We start from the raw sequence: 25,157 nt of genomic DNA, 5'->3' as shown, positions 1-25,157 counted from the left end.
AGAATTTTTTTTATTCCATCTCAAAAACATCACTCTCTTGTTTGTTTGGTAGAACCAATGAAAGCAAGATTCCGATAATAGCTGGCACTAGCCATGGAAGAGAGGCTGACGCAAACGGAAGGGCATTAATCAGATTTTCTAGAAACTCAATTTTAAAGGAACTTCCAAGGACACTTGCAAGAGCAATAGCTGTAACAAGCCCAATAGTTAACTGCATGCCCGGTGTTGATAGGGCTACAAACTTATTAACAATCACGATCATCACAATGGCGATGGTGATTGGGTACAAGATTACCAGTACTGGCACTGAGTACTTAATAATTGCATCAAGACCAAGGTTTGCAATAGCAAACCCAATCAAGGTAAAGGCAGTGGCATAGACCTTGTAGCTGATTTGTGGGAAACGTCCATTAAAGAACTCAGCTGTAGACACAATCAATCCAACTGTCGTTGTGAAGCAGGTTACAGTTACCATAACAGCAAGGAAGAGTTGAGCTGTTGAACCAAAGATTTCCTGAGTTGCTTGCGACAAGATATAAACACCTGGTGTTCCACCCTTCATCACTTCAGCTGGTACTGGGAAATGATTTCCAAGGAATCCTAAACCAATGTAAAGAGCGCTGAAAGCAAGAGCTACAACGATACCAACCACCCAAATAGTTGAAATGTATTCTTTCTTACTGGAGAATCCAAGTTGTTTCAAAGTTTGAACTGCAATCACACTGAAGGCAACTGAGGCAAGGGCATCCAAAGTGTTATAACCTTCTAGGAAACCTGTCCCAAAAGCAGAAGCTTGATAAGCAGCTGAAGCAGTTTGAGGACTTGTTCCACCGTATTTGAAGGCACCTAGTACAACCAAGATAACGATCAACAAAGCAAAGACTGGCGTTAAGATACGTCCAATTCGATCCAAAATCTTTGATGGATTAAGTGAAATCAAATAAGCCGCTGCAAAGTAAAGCACAGTAAAGACAATCAATCCTAGGCCTTTATTTGATTCAGACAAGAGAGGGCTGATGCCGACCTCGTAAGCTGTTGTTGCTGTACGTGGAATGGCAAAGAAGGGGCCAATCGATAGATAGAGGACTGCAAGATATAGAGTCGCAAACCAAGGTGAGATTTTCTTAGAAATCTCATAAATGTATCCTTTAGGATTGAGTGTTCCGATGATAAGTGTCAAGACGGCAATACCGACACCTGAAAAGACAAAACCTGCGATGGCAGGAAGAAACTGTTCTCCAGATAGGGCACCTAGAGAAGGTGGAAAAATCAAGTTTCCCGCACCAAAAAATATTCCAAACAGGAGCAAGCCTGTTAGAGCACCTTTTTTAGCCATAAAAATCTCCTTCATATTTCTAAAATACTGACCTAGTATACCATGATTAAGACTCTGAAAAAAGTATCCAAAATTAATCATTGAATGTTTTCAATATTTTTAAAAATAAGAATTATCTAAAAACAAAATCCCTCACTCAGTTGGAACCGAGCAAGGGAAGATCAGGGTCTATTGCTATAGAGGTTTAAAGATTTTCAAAGGCCGTCATTCCACCTTGAACATTGATAACGTCATAACCCTGTTCAGCTAGAAAGTGACAAGCACGAGCTGACCTCATCCCAGATTTGCAAATGACATAATACAAGAGGTCCTTGTCCAATTGATCATAAGTATCAGCCAATTGACTGAGAGGTAAATTACGAGCACCTTCTAAATGAAGCATCTCGAACTCTTCTACTTCTCTCACGTCTATGACTGAAAGGGATTCTTTCTGATAAAACTGGTAAAAATCGTTAAAAGTAATTTCTTTCATTTTGTTTCTCCAAGAATCTTTTGAATTCTATTTTTCAAATCTGGCACCACTTCTGACTCAAACCAAGGATTTTTAGCCATCCAGATTTGATTTCGTGGTGAGGGATGAACTAGTGGAAAATAGGTTGGTAAGTAGTTCTGGTAATGTTTTACCCTCTCTGTCACCTTGCCACTAACTTTCTCCTGTAAATAATAGGCTTGGGCATATTGCCCAATCAAGAGAGTTAATTGGATATCGGGCAACTCTTGCAAGAGTTGCGGATGCCATTTTTCTGCGAAACCTGTACGAGGTGGAAGGTCGCCTGACTTGCCATGTCCTGGAAAGTAAAAATCCATGGGCAGAACTGCAAAATAACCTGAATTGTAAAAGGTGTCTTCATCCACACCTAGCCACTCACGCAAGCGATCGCCGCTCTTATCCTTCCAATAAATCCCAGCTTCTTGTGTTTTAAGCCCCGGTGCCTGACCGACAATATTGATGCGAGCAGTCTTTGGCGCCGCAAAGAGAGGTTCGATTCCGCGTTCTGTATAGCTGGTATTCTGCGGATCCGCCATAATGGCTTGCTTGATTCTTTCGATTTGAGACATCTGTTTTCCCTCCAAAAAGAAGTCCAAGCATAAAATCTCAGACTTCTATCGTTTTATTTGATTAATTCATAAATAGCTTCTGCATAGATTGCTGCTGCTCGGAAGAGATCGTCCAAGGCGATAAATTCGTTGGCTTGGTGCATGGTATCGATTGAGTCTGGGAACATAGCACCGTAGGCAACTCCACGTTCCAGCAAGCGACCAAAGGTTCCACCACCAATGACTTGTTCATGACCTTGGAGACCAGTTTGTTTTTCATAGACATTCAACAAGGTTTGCACAAGCGGATCTTCCATTGGCACATAGTGTGGGGTGTGTCCGTGTTCAGAAAGGCTAACAGAAGCAACTGGCAAGTTTTCAAGGATTGACTTGATTTGCTCTGGGCTTGTTCCTTTTGGATAACGGAAGTTAAGAGCAATCGTATTGTCAGCACTTGTTTCATCGAAGCGGAAGACACCGGCATTCATAGAAAGGGCACCCATCTTTTCATCTACATGAGCAACCTTGAGATTTGTACCCTTATGGTCGTTCAAGAGAATCTTACCAGCGATGTCGAGGTAGTCTTTTGCAGGTCCTGCAAAGTCAAACTGACTGAGGAAAAGGGCAAGGTAGGTCGCACCATTGACACCTGATGCAGGCATAGCACCATGAGCTGATTTACCAATCACAGTCACCTTGTACTGGCCGTTTTCTTCTTGGAGTTCTCCTCTGAGTTTGTGTTCTGCAACAAAGGCATCTAGTTTAGCTTGCAAGTCAGCCAAGTCACCTGAAACGACTGCTGTTGCTGATTCAGGTACCATGTTTTCACGCAAACCACCTGTGAAGCTGTGAAGGCGAGCTGCACCAGTATTTTCACCTGCAAAATGGAGATATTCTGTGATATTCCCTTTTTCACCATTGATGATAGGGAATTCAGCATCTGGAGAGAAACCGAAGTCTGGTTTCGCAAGTCCTACATGTTCAAAGTAGTAGTCCATGTCTGCCCAGCCTGATTCTTCATCTGTTCCGACGATGAAACGAACTTTTTTAGAAGTTGGAAGCCCCAATTCTTTGATGATTTTCAAACCATAGTAACAAGCTGTTGTAGGCCCCTTGTCGTCTGAAGCTCCACGCGCATAAAGGCGACCGTCTTTGATAGTTGGTGTATAAGGGTCCGTGTCCCAACCGCTACCAGCTGGCACCACGTCCATGTGAGCAAAGATTCCGAGAACTTCTTCTCCTTCACCAAACTCAAAATGTCCTGCGTAGTTATCAACATTTTTAGTTGGATAGCCATCACGGTCTGCGATTTCAAGGAATTTTTCCAAGGCTTTTACTGGACCAGGTCCAAATGGATGCTCAGCATCGGCTTTGCTGTCATCACGTTCTGAGTTGATTTCCAAAAGGCTAAACAAGTCAGCCAAGAGGTCTTCTTTGCGTTTTTCTACTTCTGCTGTAAAATCAATAACTGTCATTTTTTCTTCCTATCTCTTCTCGATAATTTCATCTACTGGCAAGCGGTAGCTTGGTTCCAATTTCTCATCTGTGTATCCAACTGTGATCAAGAGTTCTGGACGGAATCGGTCTTCAATGTCCAAAACTTCGTTGGCTTTTGATTTGTCAAATCCAAGAATAATGTTAGAACCGATTCCTTGGTCTGTCAGAGCAAGAACCAAGTTCATGGCAACCAAACCTGCATTGAGGGCTAGGTAGTCGCTGACTTGTTGTTCACTGTAACGCGCAAATTCAGCTGGCAGATTCTTCATAAAATATTGAAGTTGCTCTTCAGAAAAGTTATTAGCGCCGCCAACTCGGGCAATCTTACGAGCACGTTTAGCCAAATCTGTGTCGGTAAACAAGGCAATGGTTACAGGTGCTGCTGATACCTGCTCAAAGTTCGAACCATAAGCCAATTTTGCCAATTCAGCATTTTTCTCACGAACAACCACAAACTTCCATGGCTGGCTGTTGTGGGCACTTGGGGCCAAGGTTGCGATTTCGATAGCCGTACGCACATCTTTGGGATCTACCGGTTTATCAGTAAAATGCTTAGTCGCATGACGTTTTTTATTTAATTCAAGAAATTTCATAATCGATTTCCTTTTCTAATTCTACTGCATCCATTCTACCATATTTTGAAAGAGCTTGCAGAGATTTTTCATAGAAAGAAATTGGAACACGGATGAAGTCCTGGATTTAAACTTATCATTAAAATCAGATTTTTCCTCATCCAGTTCCAACTAATTTTCAGGGGTTTTAAGAAACTAGTCTACCTTATATTCTGACTTTATAGCCTCCAAAAATTTCTTCACATCCTCAACATACCCATGCTTTTCAATTAAACTAGCTAAGAGTTCTAGATTGTGCCCCCGATAGTTGTCATCTCGGCGTAGTTCTTCATACATTTCGATAAAAGGAAGCCCCTTGGACTTGGCCAATTCTAACTCTGCTTCATAGTCATAAGCAACTTTTCGGAATAGAATATTTACTAATTCCCCATATTCTACTTCTATCACAGCATACTGAGCACGGTGATTTTTTAACGCCTCCCAATTAAAATAGGGCATGCCAATCGACCCTGGATTGATGATTTGTTGCCCTTGACTGCCATAACGAAGCAACTGCTTGTGAACATGACCATAGACTGCCACATCAACTTCATCATCTAGGAGTTGGTCAAATTTCTCTGTATCATTCTCAACTAGCAAGTCACCACCATAGTTCTTATTTGGCAAATTATGAGAAAGAGAAAAACGCAGTCCGTCAACTTCTCTCTTTTCTAGCATAGGTAAGCTTCGTAGCCAGTCAATCGTTGCAGGATCCATTCGCTCCATCAAATACTGCGTCATACGCAAGAGCTGGACTTCCTGTGGGTCTTCCAAGCCATATTGCCCATCTAAAGCCTCAAGGACACAATCATCCCAATTGCCTCGAACACTTGTAGTGATAGAAAGTTCCTTTAACAGAGCGACCAAGTCATTTGCACCTGGACCAGGGAGGAAAATGTCTCCCATGAGCCAGTATTCACTGACTCCTTGTGCTTTAGCATCTGCAATCACTGCTTCTAAGGCAGTCACATTTCCATGAATATCTGATAAAATTGCGATTTTATGGTTCATCATAATCTCCTTTTGTTTGGTAGTCCACTCTTTCTTCCGCCACTTGAGCCAATTCCACTTCTTCCTGAGGGTTCAACTTTCTTCTCACATCTTCTGCGACTGCTCTTGGCACACCCACTTCGACAATTTCATCCACACTAGCTTCCTTGATTTTAGTGAGAGATTTAAAATGCTTCATGAGATTCTGTTTGCGTTTAGGTCCCAGACCGTCAATCCCATCCAGTTGTGAAGAAAAGGAATTTTTTGAGCGCAGTTGGCGGTGGAAGGTGATAGCAAAGCGGTGCACCTCATCCTGGATGCGTTGGAGGAGAAAGAATTCTTGAGAATTGCGAGACAACTCCACCACTTCCAGTGGATCTCCAAAGAGCAGTTCATGGGTTTGGTGCTTGTCATTCTTTTGCAGACCTGCAATTGGGATATCCAAACCTAGCTCTTCTTGGATGACTTGCTTTGCGATATTGACTTGACCTTGTCCCCCATCAATCACAATCAAATCTGGCGGGGTTAAACCCTCACGTTGAACTCGACCATAACGTCTGCGAATAACCTCTCGCATACTCGCATAATCATCAGGTCCAATGACAGTCTTGATTTTGTACTTACGGTAGTCTTTTTTACTCGGTTTGCCATTGACAAAGACCACCATGGCTGAAACAGGACTAGTTCCCATGATATTAGAGTTATCAAAGGACTCGATACGTACTGGGGTCGGGATTTGGAGCAAGCGTCCCAGATTTTCAATAGCTCCTTGGGTCTTTTCGACAGATTTTTCCAGCAGATTGAACTTCTGCTCCAGACTAACACGGGCATTTTTTATGGCTAGATTGACCAGCTGCTTTTTCTCTCCACGTTGGGGCTTGAAAATCTTGGTATCCACCAAGGCCTTAACGGCTTCTTCATCGATATCTTGCGGAATCAGCACCTCATTGGGAACCAGGTGGGATTTTTCTTGATAGAATTGTCCCACATAGGTCAAGAAGTCCTCATCCGGATCATTGTAGTAAGGGAAGAGGTTGACGTCCCGCTCGATGAGTTTTCCCTGACGAACAAAGAAAACCTGAACACACATCCAGCCCTTATCCACATAGTAGCCAAAGACGTCACGATTTTGCAAATCTTTCGCCATGACCCGTTGCTTGGTCCGAAGCGTTCCAATGGCCTGAATCAGGTCACGGTATTCCGCTGCCCGTTCAAACTCCATACTTTGAGCCACCTTCGCCATCTTGCCCTTGAGGTCATCGATGATTTTATCATCCTGCCCTTTTAGGAAATCAGAAACCTCCTGGGCCATGGACTTGAAATAGGACTCATCTTTTTTACAGATGGTATGGGCCATACACTGGCCAATATGGTAGTAAAAACAGACCTTAGACGGTGGATTAGTACACTTGCGAAAAGGAAAAATCCGGTCCAATAGTCGCTTGATTTCATTGGCTGCCCCTACATCGGGATAAGGGCCAAAATAAAGACCTCCGTCCTTTTTGACCTGACGGGTGATAATCAATCGAGGATAACGCTCATTGGTGATTTTGATGAAGGGATAGGACTTGTCATCCTTGAGCATGATATTGTACTTGGGCTTATTTTCCTTAATCAGGTTGATTTCTAGGAGAAGTGCCTCAATATTGGACTCAGTGACGATAAATTCAAAATCCACAATTTCAGACACCAGAGCCTCCGTCTTGGTATCATGACTTCCACGGAAATAGGAGCGCACACGGTTGCGCAGATTTTTAGCCTTTCCGACATAGATAATGGTGCCGTTTTTATCTTTGTGAATGTAACAACCAGGGTTGGTTGGCAAGAGCTCTAGTTTTGATTTGATCAAGTTATTCATAGTTCCATTATAGCAAAAAGGCCGTAACAGGACGAACAAAAAGCCCCACCAATCACTTGTTGGAGGAGCTTTGATTTCTTTTAAGATTGCACCGACTTCATCTAGTCGCTACTGGTATAGAGCTCTTGAACAGCCTTCACATCCTGAGGCTGAATCCCATAGTAAGAACCTGCTGGCTGCATGACAGAAGTTTCGTTGGTATGATCCAAACCGATGGCATGCCCCAGCTCGTGCTCCGCCGTGTGCACGATCCGTTCATAAGAATAACCATAGTTTGGATTGGATAGATAATAGTGATTCAGGCGAACCGTTACAGATATAAATTGTTTGGTTAACAAATTGGTTTGACTCTCGGCTTGACCAGCTACAGCGGTCGATCCATCATTCATCTCACTTGCCACAATATCTGCCTGGCTAGGATCCGCAACCACCTCAAAGGTGAAGGCTCCCGTTTGATTCCAGTTTTTTATGGCTTCTGCATAGGCACCTTGGAAGATCTCATCCATTTGAGGTTCAATATAGATGCGAGCTGAGGCCTGAGCCCACTTGCCTTCTGCATGTTGGTGACTGTCTGTCTGAGACAAGACTTCCAGCGTTCCCGTCTCCCTCCATTGATTCCAGCCACCTTGACCAATCTTGCTCATTTTTTCAACCTGATTGACCGCAGAATGAAAATCACCAGACAGATACCAAACCACTCCAAAAGCAATGAGCAGTAGAATGACCACGGTCCAAACCAGACGCCAGAAGAAACGCCAAATTCCCAAAAGAAATCGGAACAATAATCGAATAATCCAGAACATGACGCCCCACCTTTCATAAAAATAAGAACCTATCTTGAAATCACATTCTCCTTGATCAAGATAGATTCTCTATTTTACTGAAGAAAGCTGAAAGAAACCTAAAACTAAGATAAGCGCTCTTCCAAAACAAAGTCAATTGGTAGAGTAGCCAAAAAACGCTCCAATTGTTTTTCCCAGTAGTACCACTCGTGCTTACCTGGACTATGACTATAGGTCACCTCAAAACCAAGATTTTTGAGGTTTTTCACTGCGAGGTTATTGGCAGAGTAGAGATAGTCTTGCTCCCCACACCAAGCCCATAGTTTGGTCTTTTTATCGGATTTTGCAGCCATGCTTTCAAGCGAATGAGGACTAGATGTCCAGTCTTTAATCTCTCCAAAAACTCCTCGCCAGTAGGCAAGTGACCCCAGATCCTGACTTTCAGGAGAAAATTCCTGAAAACTGAGCGCACCAGAAAAACTAGCCGCATGAGAAAAACGATTTGTTGACAGAGCGAGTTTGAAGGAGCCGTAACCACCCATGGAAAGACCAGCTATAAAGGTCTTTTCTCGCTTGCTGGTCATATTGGGGAAGAAACGTTTCATGACCTGAGGTAACTCTTCTGCTAGAGCAGTATAGTAGTTATAGCCATACTGAGTATCTGTGTACCAGCCATTATTTGTATTGGGCATGATAACAATGAGATTGGTTCCACGCAACAAGCGTTCGACATTGGTACGTTTGAGCCAGCTATTTTGATTTCCTGACATTCCGTGCAAAAGGTAAAGAACAGGAATATCTGTGCAATCTGGTTCAGTCACCCGACTAGCATCTGGATAGAGTACGGTAACGCCCCACTCCATATCCAAAACTTCTGAGTAATACTCAATATTCATAACTGCCATGGTTGTCTCCTTTTACTATTCTATAAGAAAAAGCCGAATTTCGACTTTTTCTGTAGGTATGCTGCTTATTATTTTGCTTCCATCACGACTGGCAAGATTGCTGGACGACGCTTGGTTTGATCAAAGAGGTACTTGGTCAGATTGTCACGAACCTTGCCTTTGAGATCTGCCCAGTCAAAGTCATCACCTTGAAGATACTCTTCTACCGTTTGGTTAATCAATTCTGAACTTTCACGGAGAATATCACGGCTCTTCTTGAGGTAAACAAATCCACGCGTATGAACACGGGCCTTGGCCACAATTTTTTTCTCACGACGGTTGACAGTGATTGCCACGATAAAGATCCCATCCTCTGACAAGACCTTACGGTCACGAAGGACCACATTTCCAACATCCCCGATGGCATTTCCGTCAATCAAGACATCACCTGCGGAAACTGCTCCAGCTGGGACAAAGTCTCCATGTTCATAAGACATGGTCGTTCCCTTTTTAGGGATGAAAATGCGTTCTGGCAACATTCCAACCGCCATGGCAGCCTTGGCATGCGCATCTAACTCACGGTACTCTCCTTGGATAGGGAAGAGGTAGTTTGGCTGCAGAAGATTGATCATCAACTGCAAATCACGCGCATTCCCGTGTCCGGATACTCGCAAGCTTTGGGTAATGAGTTTCACCACACCACCAGCTTGGTAGATCATGTTTTCAACACGCGCCATGACGGCTTCTTTGGCGATAGATGGAGTCGTTACGATATAGACCAAGTCCCCATCTTTGATTTCCACATAGCGGTGGCGACCAATGGACATCTTACGAAGTCCATTAATAGGCTCACCCATACGGCCCGTCTCAAGGATAATCAACTCATGGTCTTCAAAACGAGACATTTCTTTGGGTTTAATCAAGAGACTTTCATTAGCTAGAGATAATTTTTTGAGACGAATCGCAGTGCGGACGATATTTTCAATATCAAATCCAGTCAAAACAACTCTGCGACCTGTATCTGCTGCAGCATCAAAAACCTGCTGGATACGAGAAAGGTTGCTGGCAACTGCGGCAACGATGATACGACCTTCCCAGTCTGCAATGGTCTGGGTAATTTCATCCCCAACTTCACTCTCGCTCGCCACCTGGATATTGCTATCAGCATTGGCTGAATCACTGAGGAGCGCCAAGACACCATCACGACCAATCTCTGCCAAACGAGCAAAATCCGTCGCATAGGATTCGCTAGCTGTCTGGTCAAACTTGAAGTCCCCTGTGTAAACAATGCTACCTTCAGTTGTTTTTAGGACTATTCCCAAACTTTCTGGGATAGAGTGAGTTGTACGGAAGAAGGAAACCACAGTCCCTCCAAAATCAATCTCCGTATCTTCATCAATCACATGGAAGTCATTGAATTTCTTAACCGTATCATTTCCTTTGACAAAGAGTTTGGCCAACTCAACGGTCAACTCAGAACCAAACACAGGCACCTTAGCCTCTGCCAAAAGATAAGGCAGGGCACCAATAGCATCCGCATGTCCGTGGGTCAAAAAGACCCCAGCGATACGATCGCTATTTTCAAAAAGGTAGTCCATATTTGGAATGACGACATCAACACCTAGTTGTTCATTTTCAGGGTATTTAAGCCCCGCATCCAAAACAAAAATAGAACCATCGATTTCAGCGATGTACATATTTTTCCCATTTTCTCGTACACCACCTAGTGTTGTTAAACTAATATTACTCATTTTTCCTCCGAAACTTCATTTATCTTGATTATAGGGCGAATTCACCCTCTTATTCTAAAAGTTCTAAAACTTTCAGCCGAATCTTTTCCTACCATTATACCATTTTTTTGATTATTTTCAAAATGAAGGTTTCCAGTTAAAGAACTATAAATAACTCTTCTCAAATGCACAAACAAGTGAGAACTACAAGCTCTTCAAAAGAATGTTTTCTGACTAGCTTCCTGTCACTCTTCAAATCTTTCCGCGACATTGAATAGCACTTCGCAGTCACAGTAGGCTCCATTTGCTTCTAAAAAGTCTCTAACTGTTTCGACATCCACATTGTGCTCTTCTAGAAATGTTCGTGTTAATAAAAAATCATCCTGACAAGCTTGATATTCAAGCTCTACATCCAAAAAGTCAAACAAGTCAAAAAAGAGCTCCCTTGACAGGGGCAAACTTTCTTCGAATTTTTGTCTTTCTTGCTTTTTATAGTCCGCTCGTAATCTCTTTTTCTTCTGCTTATCCATTTGACACCTCCAGGCTTTCCTTTGACCAGTTTATCTGCCAACTAGTCCTCTTTCCTCATTATAATACAAAACCGACTCCAATTGGAGCTTATTCATGAATATAAAAAGAGTCAGCAAGCCAACTCTTTCTATCTCTATTCACTTTTTTCCATTAAAAAATCATACATTTCTTGCACGGTACCCAGCGCCATCATTTCTTGGTCTTTAACGGTCTGTTTGAGATTCTGGTATATCTGACTTTCTCCAATCTCCCTCTTTGGCGCTTCTTTATTGACTGTCATGACACCATCTTTGATCGTCACAAATCCCAGCTCTTCAAATACTTGGATCATCTTGATCAGCAAGATTTGTTGGATATTGAGATAAGTCGCCAAATCTTTGAGCTTGTAGCGAATATCAAACTCTGGGAACTGGTAAATGGTCTTGTACAATTTTGCAAACTGTTCTCTAGTCCCGTAACCTGTCAGATAGTAGGCCTTATCGATGTCATTTTTGAAATAGACAGCAGAGAAATCCTGTTCCTGAAAAATGGCCTTCAGCAAGGTAATATCTTCAGGAATGGTTTTCACAACCACAGCATCACTGGTCGCTAATTCTGGTAATTCTCCAGCAAAGTCCAAGACTGGAACCCCTTCTGGCAAGACTGCATTCTTCCCACGAATGTTAAAGAGTTGAACACCCTCCACACGCGCATCCACCATCATCAACTGGAGGGCAGTTTGCCCATTCCATTGGTTGACAGACAAGGTGACTGCCAATTCTAGATTCTTGGTTTGAGCAAACTCTGTTGCCCATCTACCTTGTCCAAAGGCCACCACTTCAAAACTCGCCTCACCCTTGGAAATTTTTAGTTTTAGGTGGACATTTCCTGCTCCCATGGTACGAGCACTTTCGACATGAAAATCCTTGATATAAAAGACAGGTTTCTGATTGTCCATTCCAAAAGGTGCCAAACGTTCAAAGTTCTTGACCGTTTCTAAACTAAGGGTCTCCAAGTCCAACTCTTCATCTAGATTTAACTTGTTCTTGCCAACAGCATCTGCACCTTTTTCACGGATATAGTCTTCCAAAACCTGAGATAAATCTGAAAGTTTCTCAACTTCCAGTGTCATCCCTGCTGCACCAGCATGGCCGCCAAAGGCGATAAAGAGGTCTCGATGGGGATCCAGAGCTTCAAAAATATCGACTGCTTCCACACTACGAGCACTACCCTTGGCACGACCGTCTTCTATATTGAGAACGATGACTGTTTGCCCTAGCTCTTCCAACAAACGGCCAGCCACGATACCTAGAACTCCAGGATTCCAACCTTCCTTGGCTAAGACCTGGACCTTCTTCTCAGGATCCACCATAATCTTAGCTTCTTCATAGATTGACTGAACGATTTCCTTGCGCTCTTCATTTTTCTGATGAATCATGAGGGCAATCTCATGCGCTTCCTCATCATCAAATCCAGTCAGCAAATCAATGGCAGGATTGGGATCATCCAATCGCCCCAAGGCATTTAAACGAGGGGCAATCTGAAAGCCAACCGTTTCTTCCGTCACTTCATTCGCAGCAATCCCAGCCATGTCCAGCATTTCTTGCAGACCGATGCGCTGAGTATGTCCCAACATTTCCAGACCATATTGAACCAAAATACGGTTTTCATCTGTCAAACTCACCATATCTGCAACGGTACCGATAGCTACCAAATCTAGTAACTCAACTTGCACTTCTTCTAAAAGAGCGCAAGCTAGCTTGAAAGCCACTCCACAACCAGCTAACTGTTTGAAGGGATAGGCCGCATCTGGATGCTCAGGGTGAACAATCGCATAGGCATCAGGAAGAGTTTCCGGCATGGAATGGTGGTCGGTCACAATGACATCCACACCCATAGACTGGGCCAATTCAATGGCTTCGTGCCCTGCAACTCCATTGTCCACTGTCACAATCAAGGAAATCCCTTCTTGCTCGATAAAGTATTTGTAAACACTAGCATTGGGGCCATAGCCATCGGTAAAACGATTAGGCAGGTAAACACGGCACTCGGCGCCAAGCTGTTCCAAACTTTCCTTCATAATCGAAGCTGAAGTCATGCCGTCCGCATCGTAGTCTCCATAGATGAGAATGTTTTCCCCTTCTTCAATGGCCTGACGAATCCGTTTCACAGCCTTATCCATATCATGGAGCAGATAGGGGTCATGTAAGTCCTCCAAAGAAGGTTCTAAAAACTTCTTGAGACTTTCCTCATCCTGAATCCCTCTTTCAAATAATAACCGAGCCACCTCAGGACCCAGTCCAGCCTTCTTGGCTATCTTTGTAAAATCCGCATCTTCAACCTGCGGGGCAAACTGCCATTCATAAGTAGGAGTTATCAAAAAAACATCCACTCTTTCTAAGAATTCTATCGTTTCATTATAACATGATTTAGGCTTTTTCTCTATTCAGATTGCTTTTTTATAACATTTTAGTGAATTTTTTTCAGATATGATTTGACAAGAACATTCTTTTATTGTAGAATCATGTTATAAAATCTAACACAAAGGAGATCTCTCATGGCTTTAGTAGAATTTAAAAACGTCGAAAAATATTACGGAGACTATCACGCACTCCGCGACATCAATCTCCATTTTGAAAAAGGACAAGTTGTTGTCCTGCTTGGACCTTCCGGTTCTGGGAAGTCCACTCTCATCCGTACGATCAATGGTTTAGAGGCTGTTGACAAAGGAAGTCTCCTAGTCAATGGACACCAAGTAGCAGGTGCTAGCCAGAAAGATCTGGTTCCTCTTCGTAAGGAAGTCGGCATGGTTTTTCAACATTTTAACCTTTATCCACACAAAACAGTGTTAGAAAACGTGACACTTGCACCTATAAAAGTTCTAGGAATTGATAAAAAAGAAGCTGAAAAAATAGCCCAAAAATATCTGGAATTTGTAAACATGTGGGACAAGAAAGATTCCTATCCAGCTATGCTATCTGGTGGTCAAAAACAGCGGATCGCCATTGCTCGTGGTCTTGCCATGCATCCGGAGCTCCTCCTCTTTGATGAGCCAACATCTGCTCTTGACCCTGAAACCATCGGCGATGTTCTAGCAGTTATGCAAAAACTGGCGCATGATGGGATGAACATGATCATCGTTACCCACGAAATGGGATTTGCTCGAGAGGTTGCGGACCGCATTATCTTTATGGCTGACGGAGAAGTTTTGGTGGATACGACAGATGTCGATGACTTTTTCGACAATCCAAGCGAACCTCGTGCCCAACAATTCCTCAGCAAAATTATCAACCACGAAAGTGATAAAGTCAAATAAGGAGGCGCCTATGAAAAAGAAATTCTTTTTATCAGCATTATTAATTAGCCTTTTCGGTCTTGCTGCTGCCAAACCAGTTCAGGCTGATACCAGTGTCGCAGACATTCAAAAAAGAGGCGAACTAGTTGTCGGTGTCAAACAAGACGTTCCTAATTTTGGCTACAAGGACCCCAAGACCGGTACTTATTCTGGTATCGAAACTGACTTAGCCAAGATGATTGCAGACGAACTCAAGGTCAAGGTTCGCTACGTTCCTGTTACCGCTCAAACCCGCGGTCCACTACTAGACAACGAACAGGTCGACATGGATATCGCAACCTTCACCATCACAGATGAACGTAAAAAACTATACAACTTCACCAGTCCCTACTATACGGACGCTTCTGGCTTTTTGGTCAATAAATCCGCCAACATCAAAAGCATTGAGGACCTAAACGGTAAAACTATTGGGGTTGCCCAAGGCTCCATCACCCAGCGCTTGATTACTGAATTGGGTAAAAAGAAAGGTCTAACCTTTAAATTCGTTGAGCTTGGTTCTTACCCAGAATTGATTACTTCCCTTCACGCTCACCGTATTGATGCCTTTTCTGTGGACCGCTCTATCCTGTCTGGCTACATCAGCAAACGGACAGAACTACTAAATGATAGTTTCAAACCATCTGACTACGGTATCGTCACCAAGAAATCAAATACCGAGCTAAACAACTATCTTGATACCTTGGTCACTAAATGGAGCAAGGATGGTAGTTTGCAGAAACTTTATGACCGTTACAAGCTCAAACCATCTAGCCATACCGCAGATTAAGGAGGACACCCCATGACAGATTTATCATCTTGGACAGCCTATTTTCAGGATTTTGGACAATTTTTCAATGGTTTCCTCTTCACCCTTGCCCTAGCGGTTGGTTCCTTTATCCTCGCCATGGTTTTGGGCATCTTCTTTGGAGCCATGTCAACCAGCAAACGCCCATTCTTGCGTGCTTTAGCTCGCATCTTTGTGGAATTTTATCAAAATACTCCCCTCTTGGTGCAGTTTGTCATCGTCTTTTATGGTTTGCCTCTTATCAGTGAACACACCATCATGATTCCGATTTATTGGACAGCTGTACTTTGTGTGGGACTCTATCACGGCGCCTATATCGCTGAGGTAATTCGTTCAGGGATTCAGTCTATTCCTAGCGGTCAGATGGAGGCCGCCTTGTCGCAAGGTTTTACCTATATCAGTGCCATGCGCTTGATTATCTTGCCTCAAGCCTTCCGTATCATTCTCCCTCCATTGACCAACCAAATTGTTAACCTCATCAAGAACACCTCTACCGTAGCTATCATCTCTGGAGTAGACTTGATGTTTGTGACTAAGTCTTGGTCGGCTCTCAACGGAAACTATATCCCAGCCTTTTTAGGCGCTGCACTTCTCTACTTTGCTCTATGCTTCCCTGTTGCCCAGTTTGGTCGCAAGATGGAGCAAGCCAATAAAAAAGCCTATTCACTTTAGGAGGTTACTATGGAATCTATTTTAGAAGTTTTGACCCCAGATAACCTAATCTTTATCTTTAAAGGATTTGGCTTAACCCTCTACATTTCTCTGATTGCTATCGTCCTCTCGACCCTTATCGGAACAGTGCTAGCCGTCATGAGAAATGGGAAAAATCCTGTCTTACGGATCATCTCCAGCATTTATATCGAGTTTGTACGTAACGTTCCCAACCTCCTCTGGATTTTCACCATCTTTTTGGTGTTTAAGATGAAGTCCACACCAGCTGGTATTACAGCCTTTACCCTCTTTACCTCAGCAGCCCTGGCTGAGATTATCCGAGGCGGCCTCAATGCCGTGGACAAGGGCCAGTACGAAGCAGGAATGTCGCAAGGATTCACCTCTGCGCAAATCCTCTACTACATCATTCTCCCACAAGCGATTCGCAAAATGCTGCCAGCTATCATTTCTCAGTTTGTAACTGTGATTAAGGATACCAGTCTTCTCTACTCTGTTATCGCCCTACAAGAACTCTTTGGCGCCAGCCAAATTCTCATGGGACGCTATTTCGAACCAGAGCAGGTCTTCAGTCTTTATATCCTGATTGCCTTGATTTATTTTATTTTTAACTTTGCCATTTCCAGCCTTTCTCATAAGCTAGCAAAACATTGGCAACAAGCCGCAGAATAAAAACGAAATGTGAACTCAAAACAAGGGTTCACATTTTTGCTATAAATGAAAAAGAGTAACTCAATGCTATGCAAACGTTTTACTTTTTGGTAAAATGACTTTAAAACCATAAAGTAAGGAGAAAAATCATGATCCACGAACTTTGCAAAGAATTCTCTCAACTGGAACAAGTAGAAGCTATTGCTCTTGGTGGTTCTCGTGCAGGACAAGCCTACGATCAAAACTCTGATTATGACGTTTATGTCTATCTCAACTCTCCTATTGATGAGGCGAATCGCCTAAAAATTTTGAGTAAATACTGCTCCTATATGGAAATTGGAAACCAGTTTTGGGAGTTAGAGGACGACTGTGTACTAAACAACGGTATCGAAATCGAGTTGATTTATCATTCGATGGAGTCGTTTGAACAGGAATTGAACTCAACCGTTTTTCAACACAAAGCTCAAAATGCTTATACAACTTGCATGTGGCATAATCTACTCCACAGCAAGATTCTATATGACCCGAATGGACACTATGCTTCTCTCCAAAGAACCTACCAGATTCCCTATCCACAGGAACTCAAAATGCATATCATCGAAAGGCAACTCCTTTTGCTAGAACAAGCCATGCCTGCCTTCTCTCACCAAATAGAAAAAGCTATCAAACGCCAAGATCTTCTCAGTATGAATCATCGTACGAGTGAGTTTTTTGCTTCCTACTTTGACTTGTTATTTGCGCTCAATGAGCAAACCCATCCTGGTGAAAAACGGATGCTGGAGTATGCAAAGGCCCATTGTACACTCCTCCCTAAGCAATTTGAAGAAACTATTCGCAAGTATTTCCAACTACTCTACCAACCACAACAAGGAGAACAAGCGATCGTAACCTTACAAACCATTCTGAACCAACTAAAGGCCATTTTGCCATGAGTAAAAAATGAAATGTGAACCTGAAACTGAGGCTCACATTTTTCTTTATAGTTTACCGTAAAGCATCTAGTACACTTTACCACAATTCTTCTTGCCCAACTTATAAAAAGAGCGGCAATAGAAAAAGAGAACCTTAGTCCTCTCACTTAGACAGTTTATTCTGAGCATCAGCTACAACCTGAGCCAGACTTGTCTGACGCAGTTGGTTTTCCATAGCTGCTTGAACATCGAACAGCTTTTGGTCCAAGACTGCATGGATATTCGCACCAATTGGGCAATTAGGATTTGGATTGTCATGGAAACTAAAGAGCTTACCAGATTTTCCTAAACACTCCACAGCTTGGTAGACATCCAACAAATTGATCTCTTGAAGGTCTTTTATTATCTCAGTTCCTCCCGTACCACGAGCAACTGAAATCAATCCAGCTTTTTTGAGTTGCGATAAAGTCTTACGGATAATGACTGGGTTGACTCCGACACTAGCTGCAAGAAAATCGCTGGTTACTTTACTTTCTGTATCCTGCATTGCAATAATAATCATCATATGAGTCGCAATTGTAAATCGGCTTGAAATTTGCATCTTCTTCTCCTTTCATTGATATTTTATTCATCTTTTCCCGTATAAACATTATACCTTATTTGCTTATCCTGTCAAATATTAACGAATGATTACCTTCTCCATGCAAAAAGTCCTGTATCCCTCTTGACAACCAGAACGGTAGAGGGCATACAAAGACTTATTTTTTATGCAATTTTTCGGACAATCCCTTTTGTTTTATGACTTGACCAAACCGAGCTGATAGACACCCCAGCACCAACTAAGGTAAACACAGCTAACATAGCTAGATTATAAAAATAGTTATCTGGGAAATCACCGCTAAAGATTAATTGATTCACCACTCGGAAAGCAAAGGCAAACTCAACCCCTAGTTTGGCAACGACTTCCATCGCCAAATCAATTTGATTCACTAGAAAGACAGTAATCACCATCCAAATAGAGGAAATCACAATCCCCTTTCGAGATACCTTTCTTCCAAGGATTTCATATCCTTTAATGGTACAAATCCCCAGAACGATACCCGCTACCATAGCTACATAACCTAGACGTGCGATAAATAGAGCAACTGCTCCACCAATCAAGGCACCCAGCAAGGCACCGACTGCTCCAAGAAGAACATTTTCCTTCTGGTTTTGATAAGAATCCACCTCAATTTGAAGGTTGCTCTTCAGCAATTGATAGCTTTCCTCGTTGATAAGGAAAATTGAATCACCTAATTGATAGAGACCAACGGGGCCTTCCTGACCACTGTAGGCACAGACTTGTACGAAATGATGGGTTTCAAGGAAGACAACGAGGTCTGTTATGAGCGTCTGTAACTTTTCAATTGTTTTTGATTTGCGCATGGCACCTTTTACAACAAAAGAAACAAGGTACTGGTTGATAGACAAGGTCGACAAGTTTGGAAGAGATTCACTCTTAAACTCATCCCAAACCAATTCATTTTCTTCTGAATCCGCAGGATTACCATTCAAACTCACACTGACACAAAGTCGAAACTGATTTTTCACGTCAGTTTCTTGCAGGAATAATAAATAGCCTGACTGCGTGCCATAAATACTACGCGAATCTTCGTCAAATTGCAAGCCCAACTCCGAGGCAATAGCGTGTAACTCTTCTGGTTTCATTATCTGTCTCCTCTTATTTTGAATATCAATTAGTATGAGATTCAAATTAGTTATATTCCGTTATTCTAACATAAATTTGAGAAGCCGACAATTCGTATCCAGTTCGACTTATCGGAAAACAACAGTTCCTAGACTATCTGTTTTCTAGCTAGAAATCCTCTTAAAACCAATCTTTTTTGTCTCTTTCCATCCAGAGTTCAACATCCTGATCATAACCTTCTTGTTCACTAATCTGACCCAACAATTCATGGTTATGAGTATGGTGAATCCCATTTACCAAACTTTCATAGTAGACCTGAAAATAGGGGAGCTTCAAATCCTTAGCCAACTGCAATTCAGCTTCTACATCATAATCCACACGACGAAAATCAACATCAGACAAACCTGCTTCATCAAACTCTATAATCATATACTGGGCCCGCAGGTCCTTACGCAACTTCGCATCTAGAAAGAAGGGTTGTCCAATGGAACCTGGATTAAGAATCAACTGTCCATCACTTCCGTAACGAAGCAACTGTTGATGAATATGGCCATATACTGCGATAGAGGCGTGTGGATTCGTCACCAATCTATCAAAATCTTCTTGCTTTCCCGTATGGATCAACTCTCTTCCCCAGTTTTTATCAGGGAGATGGTGAGTGATTCCTACCATCAAATCACCAAACTGACGATGAACTTGCATGGGTTGATTATTGAGGTTTTCGATTTCTTCAGGGCTGACATCCTCTAAGATGTACTGACTTTGACGCAGGAGATAACGATGGCTCGCTTTTGTAGGATCTAACTTGCGATGCAGGCCTCTCCAGAGACTGTTTTCCCAATTTCCCAGCACTCTTACTGTAATAGGCAAGCTAGCTAATAGGTCCAAGATCCTTCTACGCCCTGTTCCTGGCATCAGAATATCTCCTAAAAGCCAGTACTCATCTACCTCTGCCGCTCTTGCATCAGCCAGAACAGCTTCCAAAGCTGTCGTATTTCCATGTATGTCTGAAAGAACTGCTATTTTGGTCATTCTTTCTCCTTACCCTTTTACTTCTTTTGTTAGTATTATAACAGAAAACACTCGAAAAGATCACTATCATTGATCACTGGATTAAATTGTAAGAGCTTCTAAATCGTGCTATAATATAAGTAGAGATTTCCCCTTCATTTAGGATTATGTGGTCTACAATATCTCTCAAATATCTCTCAATTTTTGCAGATTGGAGGACTATTGCCATGCGGAATTATCTTAAGTATATCCCATACTACCTTGTAATTTTCTTCTTTTACTGGCCACTCTATGAACTCCTCTCTCTACTCATCTCTGACCCATATACACTGAAGGGACTGTACATTTACAACATCGTCCTCTTTTCACCTCTAGTAACCTTTATCGTATCGCTACTTTATAGCTATCGATTTCATTTCTCACTTTGGTGGCTACTCAGCATTGGTCTGCTCTATTGCTTTACTATCATCACCTTTGGTGAGTTCATCCTGCTTTACTTCCTAGCCTATGAACTCTTTGCCCTACTTGGGTTGGCTGCTGGTGTGGGGATCAAGCATGTCTTCCAGCGAGAGAAAAATAAAAAAATTATACAAAAACCTTGAAAATTCTCGCAATCATGCTATAATAATGCATAGAGACAAGTCACTTAGTCCCTTTCTACTAGAGAGTGCGTGGTTGCTGGAAACGCATAGAAAGCCTAAACTGATACTACTCTACTGACTTTTATGCAAACATAAAACGGTGGCTACGTTAAAGCCAATCAGAGGTGTCCCTCTTTTTTGAGGAACATGAATGAAGGTGGAACCACGTTGCGACGTCCTTTTAGGATGTCGTTTTTGTTTTGTCAGAAGGAGGAAGAATGATGCTTTATATGATTGGCGGATCGCCTTGCAGTGGAAAGTCAACAATTGCCTCACTTCTTGCTAGACAGTATCAACTACTTCATATCAAACTGGATGATTTGGTAGAAAAGATGATGAGTCAAGCAAGTGAAGACTCACAGCCAATTTGCCTTCTTAGGCAGGATAGAAATCCAGAACAAATCTGGATGAGAAATCCAGAAGAGATGGCAGATGAAGAATGGCGCTTTTATGAAGAGATTTTTCCTTATGTAAAATCTTACTTGATAAAGAATCAAAACAGACCTCTCTTGGTGGAGGGAGCAGGACTTTTGCCTCACTTAGTAAAGGAGCTTGAATGTCAAGCATCCTCCTATCTATGCTTGACTCCGACAGCTGATTTTCAAAAAAAGCATTATATACAGAGAGAATGGGTTCCTTATGTCTTAGAGGGTACAACCAACCCCGATCAAGCTTTTGAAAACTGGATGCAACGAGACATTCTTTTTGCTCAAATGGTTCGTAAGGAAGCGGTGAGATTAGGCTATACTAGCCTCGTAACAGATGGTAGTCAATCAGAGAATCAGACTGCGGAAGAATTTGCTAGGCTCTTAAAATTGTCCAACAAAAATAGAATAAATATTTAAGGAGAAAACCATGATTAAGATTACTTTCCCAGATGGCGCTGTTCGTGAATTCGAATCTGGCGTTACTACTTTTGAAATTGCCCAATCTATCAGCAATTCCCTCGCTAAAAAAGCCTTGGCTGGTAAATTCAACGGCAAACTCATCGACACGACTCGTGCTATCACTGAAGATGGAAGCATCGAAATCGTGACACCTGATCACGAAGATGCCCTTCCGATCTTGCGTCACTCAGCTGCCCACTTGTTTGCCCAAGCAGCTCGTCGCCTCTTCCCAGACATTCACTTGGGAGTTGGTCCAGCTATCGAAGATGGTTTCTACTATGATACGGACAATCAGGCTGGTCAAATCTCCAACGAAGACCTTCCTCGTATCGAAGAAGAAATGCAAAAAATCGTCAAAGAAAACTTCCCATCAATCCGTGAAGAAGTGACGAAAGACGAGGCACGTGAAATCTTCAAAAACGACCCTTACAAGTTGGAATTGATTGAAGAACACTCTGAGGACGAAGGCGGTTTGACTATCTACCGTCAGGGTGAATATGTAGACCTTTGCCGTGGCCCTCACGTTCCATCAACAGGCCGTATCCAAATCTTCCACCTTCTCCATGTAGCTGGTGCTTACTGGCGTGGAAATAGCGACAACGCGATGATGCAACGGATCTACGGGACAGCTTGGTTTGATAAGAAAGACTTGAAGAACTATCTTCAAATGCGTGAAGAAGCTAAAGAACGTGACCACCGTAAACTTGGTAAAGAGCTTGACCTCTTCATGATTTCTCAAGAAGTTGGTCAAGGACTTCCATTCTGGTTGCCAAACGGTGCGACGATCCGTCGTGAATTGGAACGCTACATCGTCGACAAAGAGTTGGCTTCTGGCTACCAACACGTTTACACTCCACCACTTGCTTCTGTGGAGCTTTACAAGACTTCTGGTCACTGGGATCATTACCAAGAAGACATGTTCCCAACCATGGACATGGGTGACGGGGAAGAATTTGTCCTTCGTCCAATGAACTGCCCACACCACATCCAAGTCTTCAAACACCATGTTCACTCTTACCGCGAATTGCCAATCCGTATCGCTGAAATTGGTATGATGCACCGTTATGAAAAATCTGGTGCCCTCACTGGTCTTCAACGTGTGCGTGAAATGTCTCTCAACGACGGTCACCTCTTTGTTACTCCAGAACAAATCCAAGAAGAATTCCAACGTGCCCTTCAGTTGATTATCGATGTTTATGAAGACTTCAACTTGACTGAATACCGCTTCCGTCTCTCTCTTCGTGACCCTCAAGATACTCACAAGTACTTTGACAACGATGAGATGTGGGAAAATGCCCAAACCATGCTTCGTGCAGCACTTGATGAAATGGGTGTTGACTACTTTGAAGCTGAAGGTGAAGCAGCCTTCTATGGACCAAAATTGGATATCCAAGTTAAGACAGCTCTCGGAAAAGAAGAAACCCTTTCGACTATCCAGCTTGACTTCTTGCTTCCAGAACGCTTCGACCTCAAATACATTGGAGCTGATGGTGAAGAACACCGTCCAGTTATGATTCACCGTGGGGTTATCTCAACTATGGAACGCTTCACAGCTATCTTGATTGAGAACTACAAGGGGGCCTTCCCAACATGGCTTGCCCCACACCAAGTAACTCTCATCCCAGTATCTAACGAAAAACACGTGGACTACGCATGGGAAGTAGCTAAAAAACTCCGTGACCGTGGTGTCCGTGCAGATGTAGATGAGCGCAATGAAAAAATGCAGTTCAAGATTCGTGCTTCACAAACAAGCAAAATTCCTTACCAATTGATCGTTGGGGACAAGGAAATGGAAGACAAAACAGTCAACGTTCGCCGCTACGGCCAAAAAGAAACACACACTGTCTCAGTTGATGACTTTGTCCAAGCTATCCTTGCTGATATCGCCAACAAATCACGCGTTGAGAAATAAACCATTTAACCTGGAACAAAATCTCAGCCACCAAAAAAGCAACAACTATTTCAGTTGTTGCTTTTTTATATTTTGATTAAGCTGAGCTAGTAGTGATTGGTCAAACCACCACAAATGGCAGCCTCGTCAACAATTCTTTCTATCCACTAATTTTTGGGTGTAGGATATCCTCCCAAGATTTGCTTCCTCGAGTTAGAAAAGTTCAATATCCTCAATCCTTGTCTGCTTCTTTTTCTTTTACGAGATCTTTTTGTGAATCCTTTTCAGAGAGTTTTTGATCGATATACTTGTTAATAGTTTCATAAAATTCCTTGGTCGTATCACTGTCTAATTTTGTCGAATTATGGACTTGATTGACTTTCAATTCAACAGATTGAATACCGTAAGAGGCTTGTTTTTGGTGGAGCGTTTCTAATTCTTCGTCTGAAATCGGATCTCCAACAACCGTCAAGACCAATTCATTATTCCTTGACTTGTAGACTTGATTAATGACCGTGTGATTGGCGAACTCTTTTGCTATAAACTGTTTGATTCCTTCTTTTCGCGCTTGTTCTATCGACAGAGTGACTGCTGAATAACTGGCTGGAAGAACCAATAATACAATCAAGGATGTCAAGCCAATTTTCATTTTAATGTTTAGCTCTTTAAATGAACTTAAGGGAGATTTTCTCATCAAAATTCTTGTTCCAACAATGTTGGCTAGCATGATAAAGACACAGTTGATCAAAAAAAGATAGAGAGCCCCAAATAAAAATCGTACATTTCCATTAGCTAAACCATATCCTGCAGTACAGATAGGTGGCATCAGAGCTGTTGCAATGGCTACTCCTGGCACGATATTGTTTGCTTCTTTTTTCCTTGATCCAATTACACCTGCTATCCCACCAGCAATAGCAATGAGAACATCCCAAATGGTTGGAGAGGTTCGTGCAATCAGTTCGCTACTTGCATAAGATAAGGGAGAAATCCAGAAATACAGAGTCGAGACAAGCAAACTGACCAATACTTGAGTAAATAAAACCTCTAGAGATTGTTTGATTAAACGGGTATCAAAAATAGCTAAACCAAAACCCAGTCCAACAATCGGTGTCATAAGAGGGGAAATCAGCATGGCTCCAATAATGACAGCTGTTGAATTCATATTTAAACCTATAGAGGCAATAAAAATCGCACACATCAAAATCACTATATCTCTTAATCGAACATGAAGATCATCATATAATTTCTCACGGTATTCACGTGTTGAATAATTTCCGGTCATTGGTTACTCCTTTTATTTCATATACTCTTGTTTCTGCTTGGATGATAGCAGAGAGACTTCTTTTCAATCTTACATATTTTTAATTCTCACCTGTTATGTTTTTGAAAATTATCCTTTAAGCATCCATCAGTCTATCCTTAACATTATATCAA

The 25,157-nt window shown here is 42.3% G+C and carries 24 protein-coding genes; 8 read left to right on the top strand and 16 right to left on the bottom strand.

The genetic code is table 11. The features are described 5' to 3' along the window. Window positions 1-10: 10 nt before the first annotated feature. From brnQ to recJ, 12 genes are all read right to left on the bottom strand, one after another. Window positions 11-1,336 carry a branched-chain amino acid transport system II carrier protein gene (brnQ, locus tag BWR56_RS02420; protein WP_196769369.1) on the bottom strand — a complete coding sequence of 442 codons (1,326 nt, stop codon included), beginning with the start codon at window positions 1,334-1,336 and terminating at the stop codon, window positions 11-13. Between the two features lie 184 nt (window positions 1,337-1,520). Then, window positions 1,521-1,808 carry a rhodanese-like domain-containing protein gene (locus tag BWR56_RS02415; protein ID WP_076984387.1) on the bottom strand — a complete coding sequence of 96 codons (288 nt, stop codon included), beginning with the start codon at window positions 1,806-1,808 and terminating at the stop codon, window positions 1,521-1,523. Then, on the bottom strand, window positions 1,805-2,395 hold the full coding sequence (locus tag BWR56_RS02410; protein WP_061587697.1) for a uracil-DNA glycosylase family protein: 591 nt from the start codon (window positions 2,393-2,395) through the stop codon (window positions 1,805-1,807). Before BWR56_RS02410 ends, BWR56_RS02415 begins: the two co-directional genes overlap by 4 nt. 53 nt (window positions 2,396-2,448) lie before the next feature. Next, window positions 2,449-3,849, bottom strand: coding sequence for a dipeptidase PepV (gene pepV, locus BWR56_RS02405; RefSeq protein ID WP_070696892.1), 1,401 nt, complete (start codon window positions 3,847-3,849; stop codon window positions 2,449-2,451). A gap of 9 nt (window positions 3,850-3,858) precedes the next feature. Further along, a complete protein-coding gene (locus BWR56_RS02400; protein WP_000670151.1) occupies window positions 3,859-4,464 on the bottom strand; it encodes a nitroreductase family protein in 606 nt (201 codons plus the stop codon). 174 nt (window positions 4,465-4,638) lie between these two features. After that, a complete protein-coding gene (locus BWR56_RS02395; RefSeq protein ID WP_001015771.1) occupies window positions 4,639-5,493 on the bottom strand; it encodes a metallophosphoesterase family protein in 855 nt (284 codons plus the stop codon). Beyond that, entirely contained in the window at window positions 5,483-7,330 is a 1,848-nt protein-coding gene (gene uvrC / locus BWR56_RS02390) for an excinuclease ABC subunit UvrC (RefSeq protein ID WP_076984386.1), read from the bottom strand. The genes BWR56_RS02395 and uvrC overlap by 11 nt, the downstream gene beginning before the upstream one ends. A gap of 101 nt (window positions 7,331-7,431) precedes the next feature. Further along, window positions 7,432-8,133: a M57 family metalloprotease gene (locus BWR56_RS02385; protein WP_076984385.1), complete on the bottom strand. Its 702-nt coding sequence runs from the start codon at window positions 8,131-8,133 to the stop codon at window positions 7,432-7,434. 104 nt (window positions 8,134-8,237) lie between these two features. Then, window positions 8,238-9,017, bottom strand: coding sequence for an alpha/beta hydrolase (locus BWR56_RS02380; RefSeq protein ID WP_076984384.1), 780 nt, complete (start codon window positions 9,015-9,017; stop codon window positions 8,238-8,240). 68 nt (window positions 9,018-9,085) lie between these two features. Next, entirely contained in the window at window positions 9,086-10,747 is a 1,662-nt protein-coding gene (locus tag BWR56_RS02375) for a ribonuclease J (protein WP_049505251.1), read from the bottom strand. A 224-nt stretch (window positions 10,748-10,971) separates the two neighbouring features. Further along, window positions 10,972-11,256: a DUF2695 domain-containing protein gene (locus BWR56_RS02370; RefSeq protein WP_049505252.1), complete on the bottom strand. Its 285-nt coding sequence runs from the start codon at window positions 11,254-11,256 to the stop codon at window positions 10,972-10,974. Window positions 11,257-11,390: 134 nt separating this feature from the next. After that, complete coding sequence (recJ, locus tag BWR56_RS02365) at window positions 11,391-13,616, bottom strand: single-stranded-DNA-specific exonuclease RecJ (RefSeq protein ID WP_196769368.1); 2,226 nt, start codon at window positions 13,614-13,616, stop codon at window positions 11,391-11,393. Window positions 13,617-13,793: 177 nt separating this feature from the next. Between recJ and BWR56_RS02360 the strand changes: the two genes are divergently transcribed. From BWR56_RS02360 to BWR56_RS02340, 5 genes are all read left to right on the top strand, one after another. Further along, window positions 13,794-14,552, top strand: a complete 759-nt coding sequence (locus BWR56_RS02360; protein WP_049505253.1) for an amino acid ABC transporter ATP-binding protein — start codon at window positions 13,794-13,796, stop codon at window positions 14,550-14,552. Window positions 14,553-14,562: 10 nt separating this feature from the next. Further along, entirely contained in the window at window positions 14,563-15,357 is a 795-nt protein-coding gene (locus BWR56_RS02355) for a transporter substrate-binding domain-containing protein (RefSeq protein WP_049505254.1), read from the top strand. 12 nt (window positions 15,358-15,369) lie between these two features. Then, window positions 15,370-16,047, top strand: a complete 678-nt coding sequence (locus BWR56_RS02350) for an amino acid ABC transporter permease (protein WP_049505255.1) — start codon at window positions 15,370-15,372, stop codon at window positions 16,045-16,047. Window positions 16,048-16,056: 9 nt separating this feature from the next. After that, window positions 16,057-16,716, top strand: coding sequence for an amino acid ABC transporter permease (locus BWR56_RS02345; RefSeq protein WP_049505256.1), 660 nt, complete (start codon window positions 16,057-16,059; stop codon window positions 16,714-16,716). A 128-nt stretch (window positions 16,717-16,844) separates the two neighbouring features. After that, window positions 16,845-17,627 (top strand): DUF4037 domain-containing protein, encoded by a 783-nt coding sequence (locus BWR56_RS02340; protein WP_071851460.1) that lies wholly within the window; start codon window positions 16,845-16,847, stop codon window positions 17,625-17,627. 142 nt (window positions 17,628-17,769) lie between these two features. Here BWR56_RS02340 and BWR56_RS02335 read toward each other — a convergent pair whose 3' ends face one another. From BWR56_RS02335 to BWR56_RS02325, 3 genes are all read right to left on the bottom strand, one after another. Next, entirely contained in the window at window positions 17,770-18,207 is a 438-nt protein-coding gene (locus BWR56_RS02335) for an Rrf2 family transcriptional regulator (protein WP_049505257.1), read from the bottom strand. A 164-nt stretch (window positions 18,208-18,371) separates the two neighbouring features. Continuing rightward, on the bottom strand, window positions 18,372-19,313 hold the full coding sequence (locus BWR56_RS02330; protein ID WP_049505258.1) for a hypothetical protein: 942 nt from the start codon (window positions 19,311-19,313) through the stop codon (window positions 18,372-18,374). A 160-nt stretch (window positions 19,314-19,473) separates the two neighbouring features. Further along, window positions 19,474-20,325, bottom strand: coding sequence for a metallophosphoesterase family protein (locus BWR56_RS02325; RefSeq protein WP_076984382.1), 852 nt, complete (start codon window positions 20,323-20,325; stop codon window positions 19,474-19,476). Window positions 20,326-20,531: 206 nt separating this feature from the next. Between BWR56_RS02325 and BWR56_RS02320 the strand changes: the two genes are divergently transcribed. From BWR56_RS02320 to thrS, 3 genes are all read left to right on the top strand, one after another. Next, a complete protein-coding gene (locus BWR56_RS02320; RefSeq protein ID WP_049505260.1) occupies window positions 20,532-20,906 on the top strand; it encodes a hypothetical protein in 375 nt (124 codons plus the stop codon). 257 nt (window positions 20,907-21,163) lie between these two features. Further along, the gene (locus tag BWR56_RS02310) at window positions 21,164-21,790 is read left to right on the top strand and encodes an adenylate kinase family protein (RefSeq protein WP_049505261.1); all 627 of its coding nucleotides are present in this window, start codon (window positions 21,164-21,166) and stop codon (window positions 21,788-21,790) included. 10 nt (window positions 21,791-21,800) lie between these two features. Beyond that, entirely contained in the window at window positions 21,801-23,744 is a 1,944-nt protein-coding gene (thrS, locus tag BWR56_RS02305; protein WP_049505262.1) for a threonine--tRNA ligase, read from the top strand. 211 nt (window positions 23,745-23,955) lie between these two features. On the opposite strand, the gene BWR56_RS02300 is transcribed toward thrS, so the two are convergent. After that, on the bottom strand, window positions 23,956-25,005 hold the full coding sequence (locus BWR56_RS02300) for a DUF389 domain-containing protein (protein WP_049505263.1): 1,050 nt from the start codon (window positions 25,003-25,005) through the stop codon (window positions 23,956-23,958). Between the last annotated feature and the right edge of the window lie 152 nt (window positions 25,006-25,157).

The organism is Streptococcus oralis (assembly GCF_001983955.1).
Classification (GTDB): domain Bacteria; phylum Bacillota; class Bacilli; order Lactobacillales; family Streptococcaceae; genus Streptococcus; species Streptococcus jiangnanensis.
Note: the sequence above shows the minus strand (reverse complement) of the source record. Positions and strands in the feature narration are given on the sequence as shown.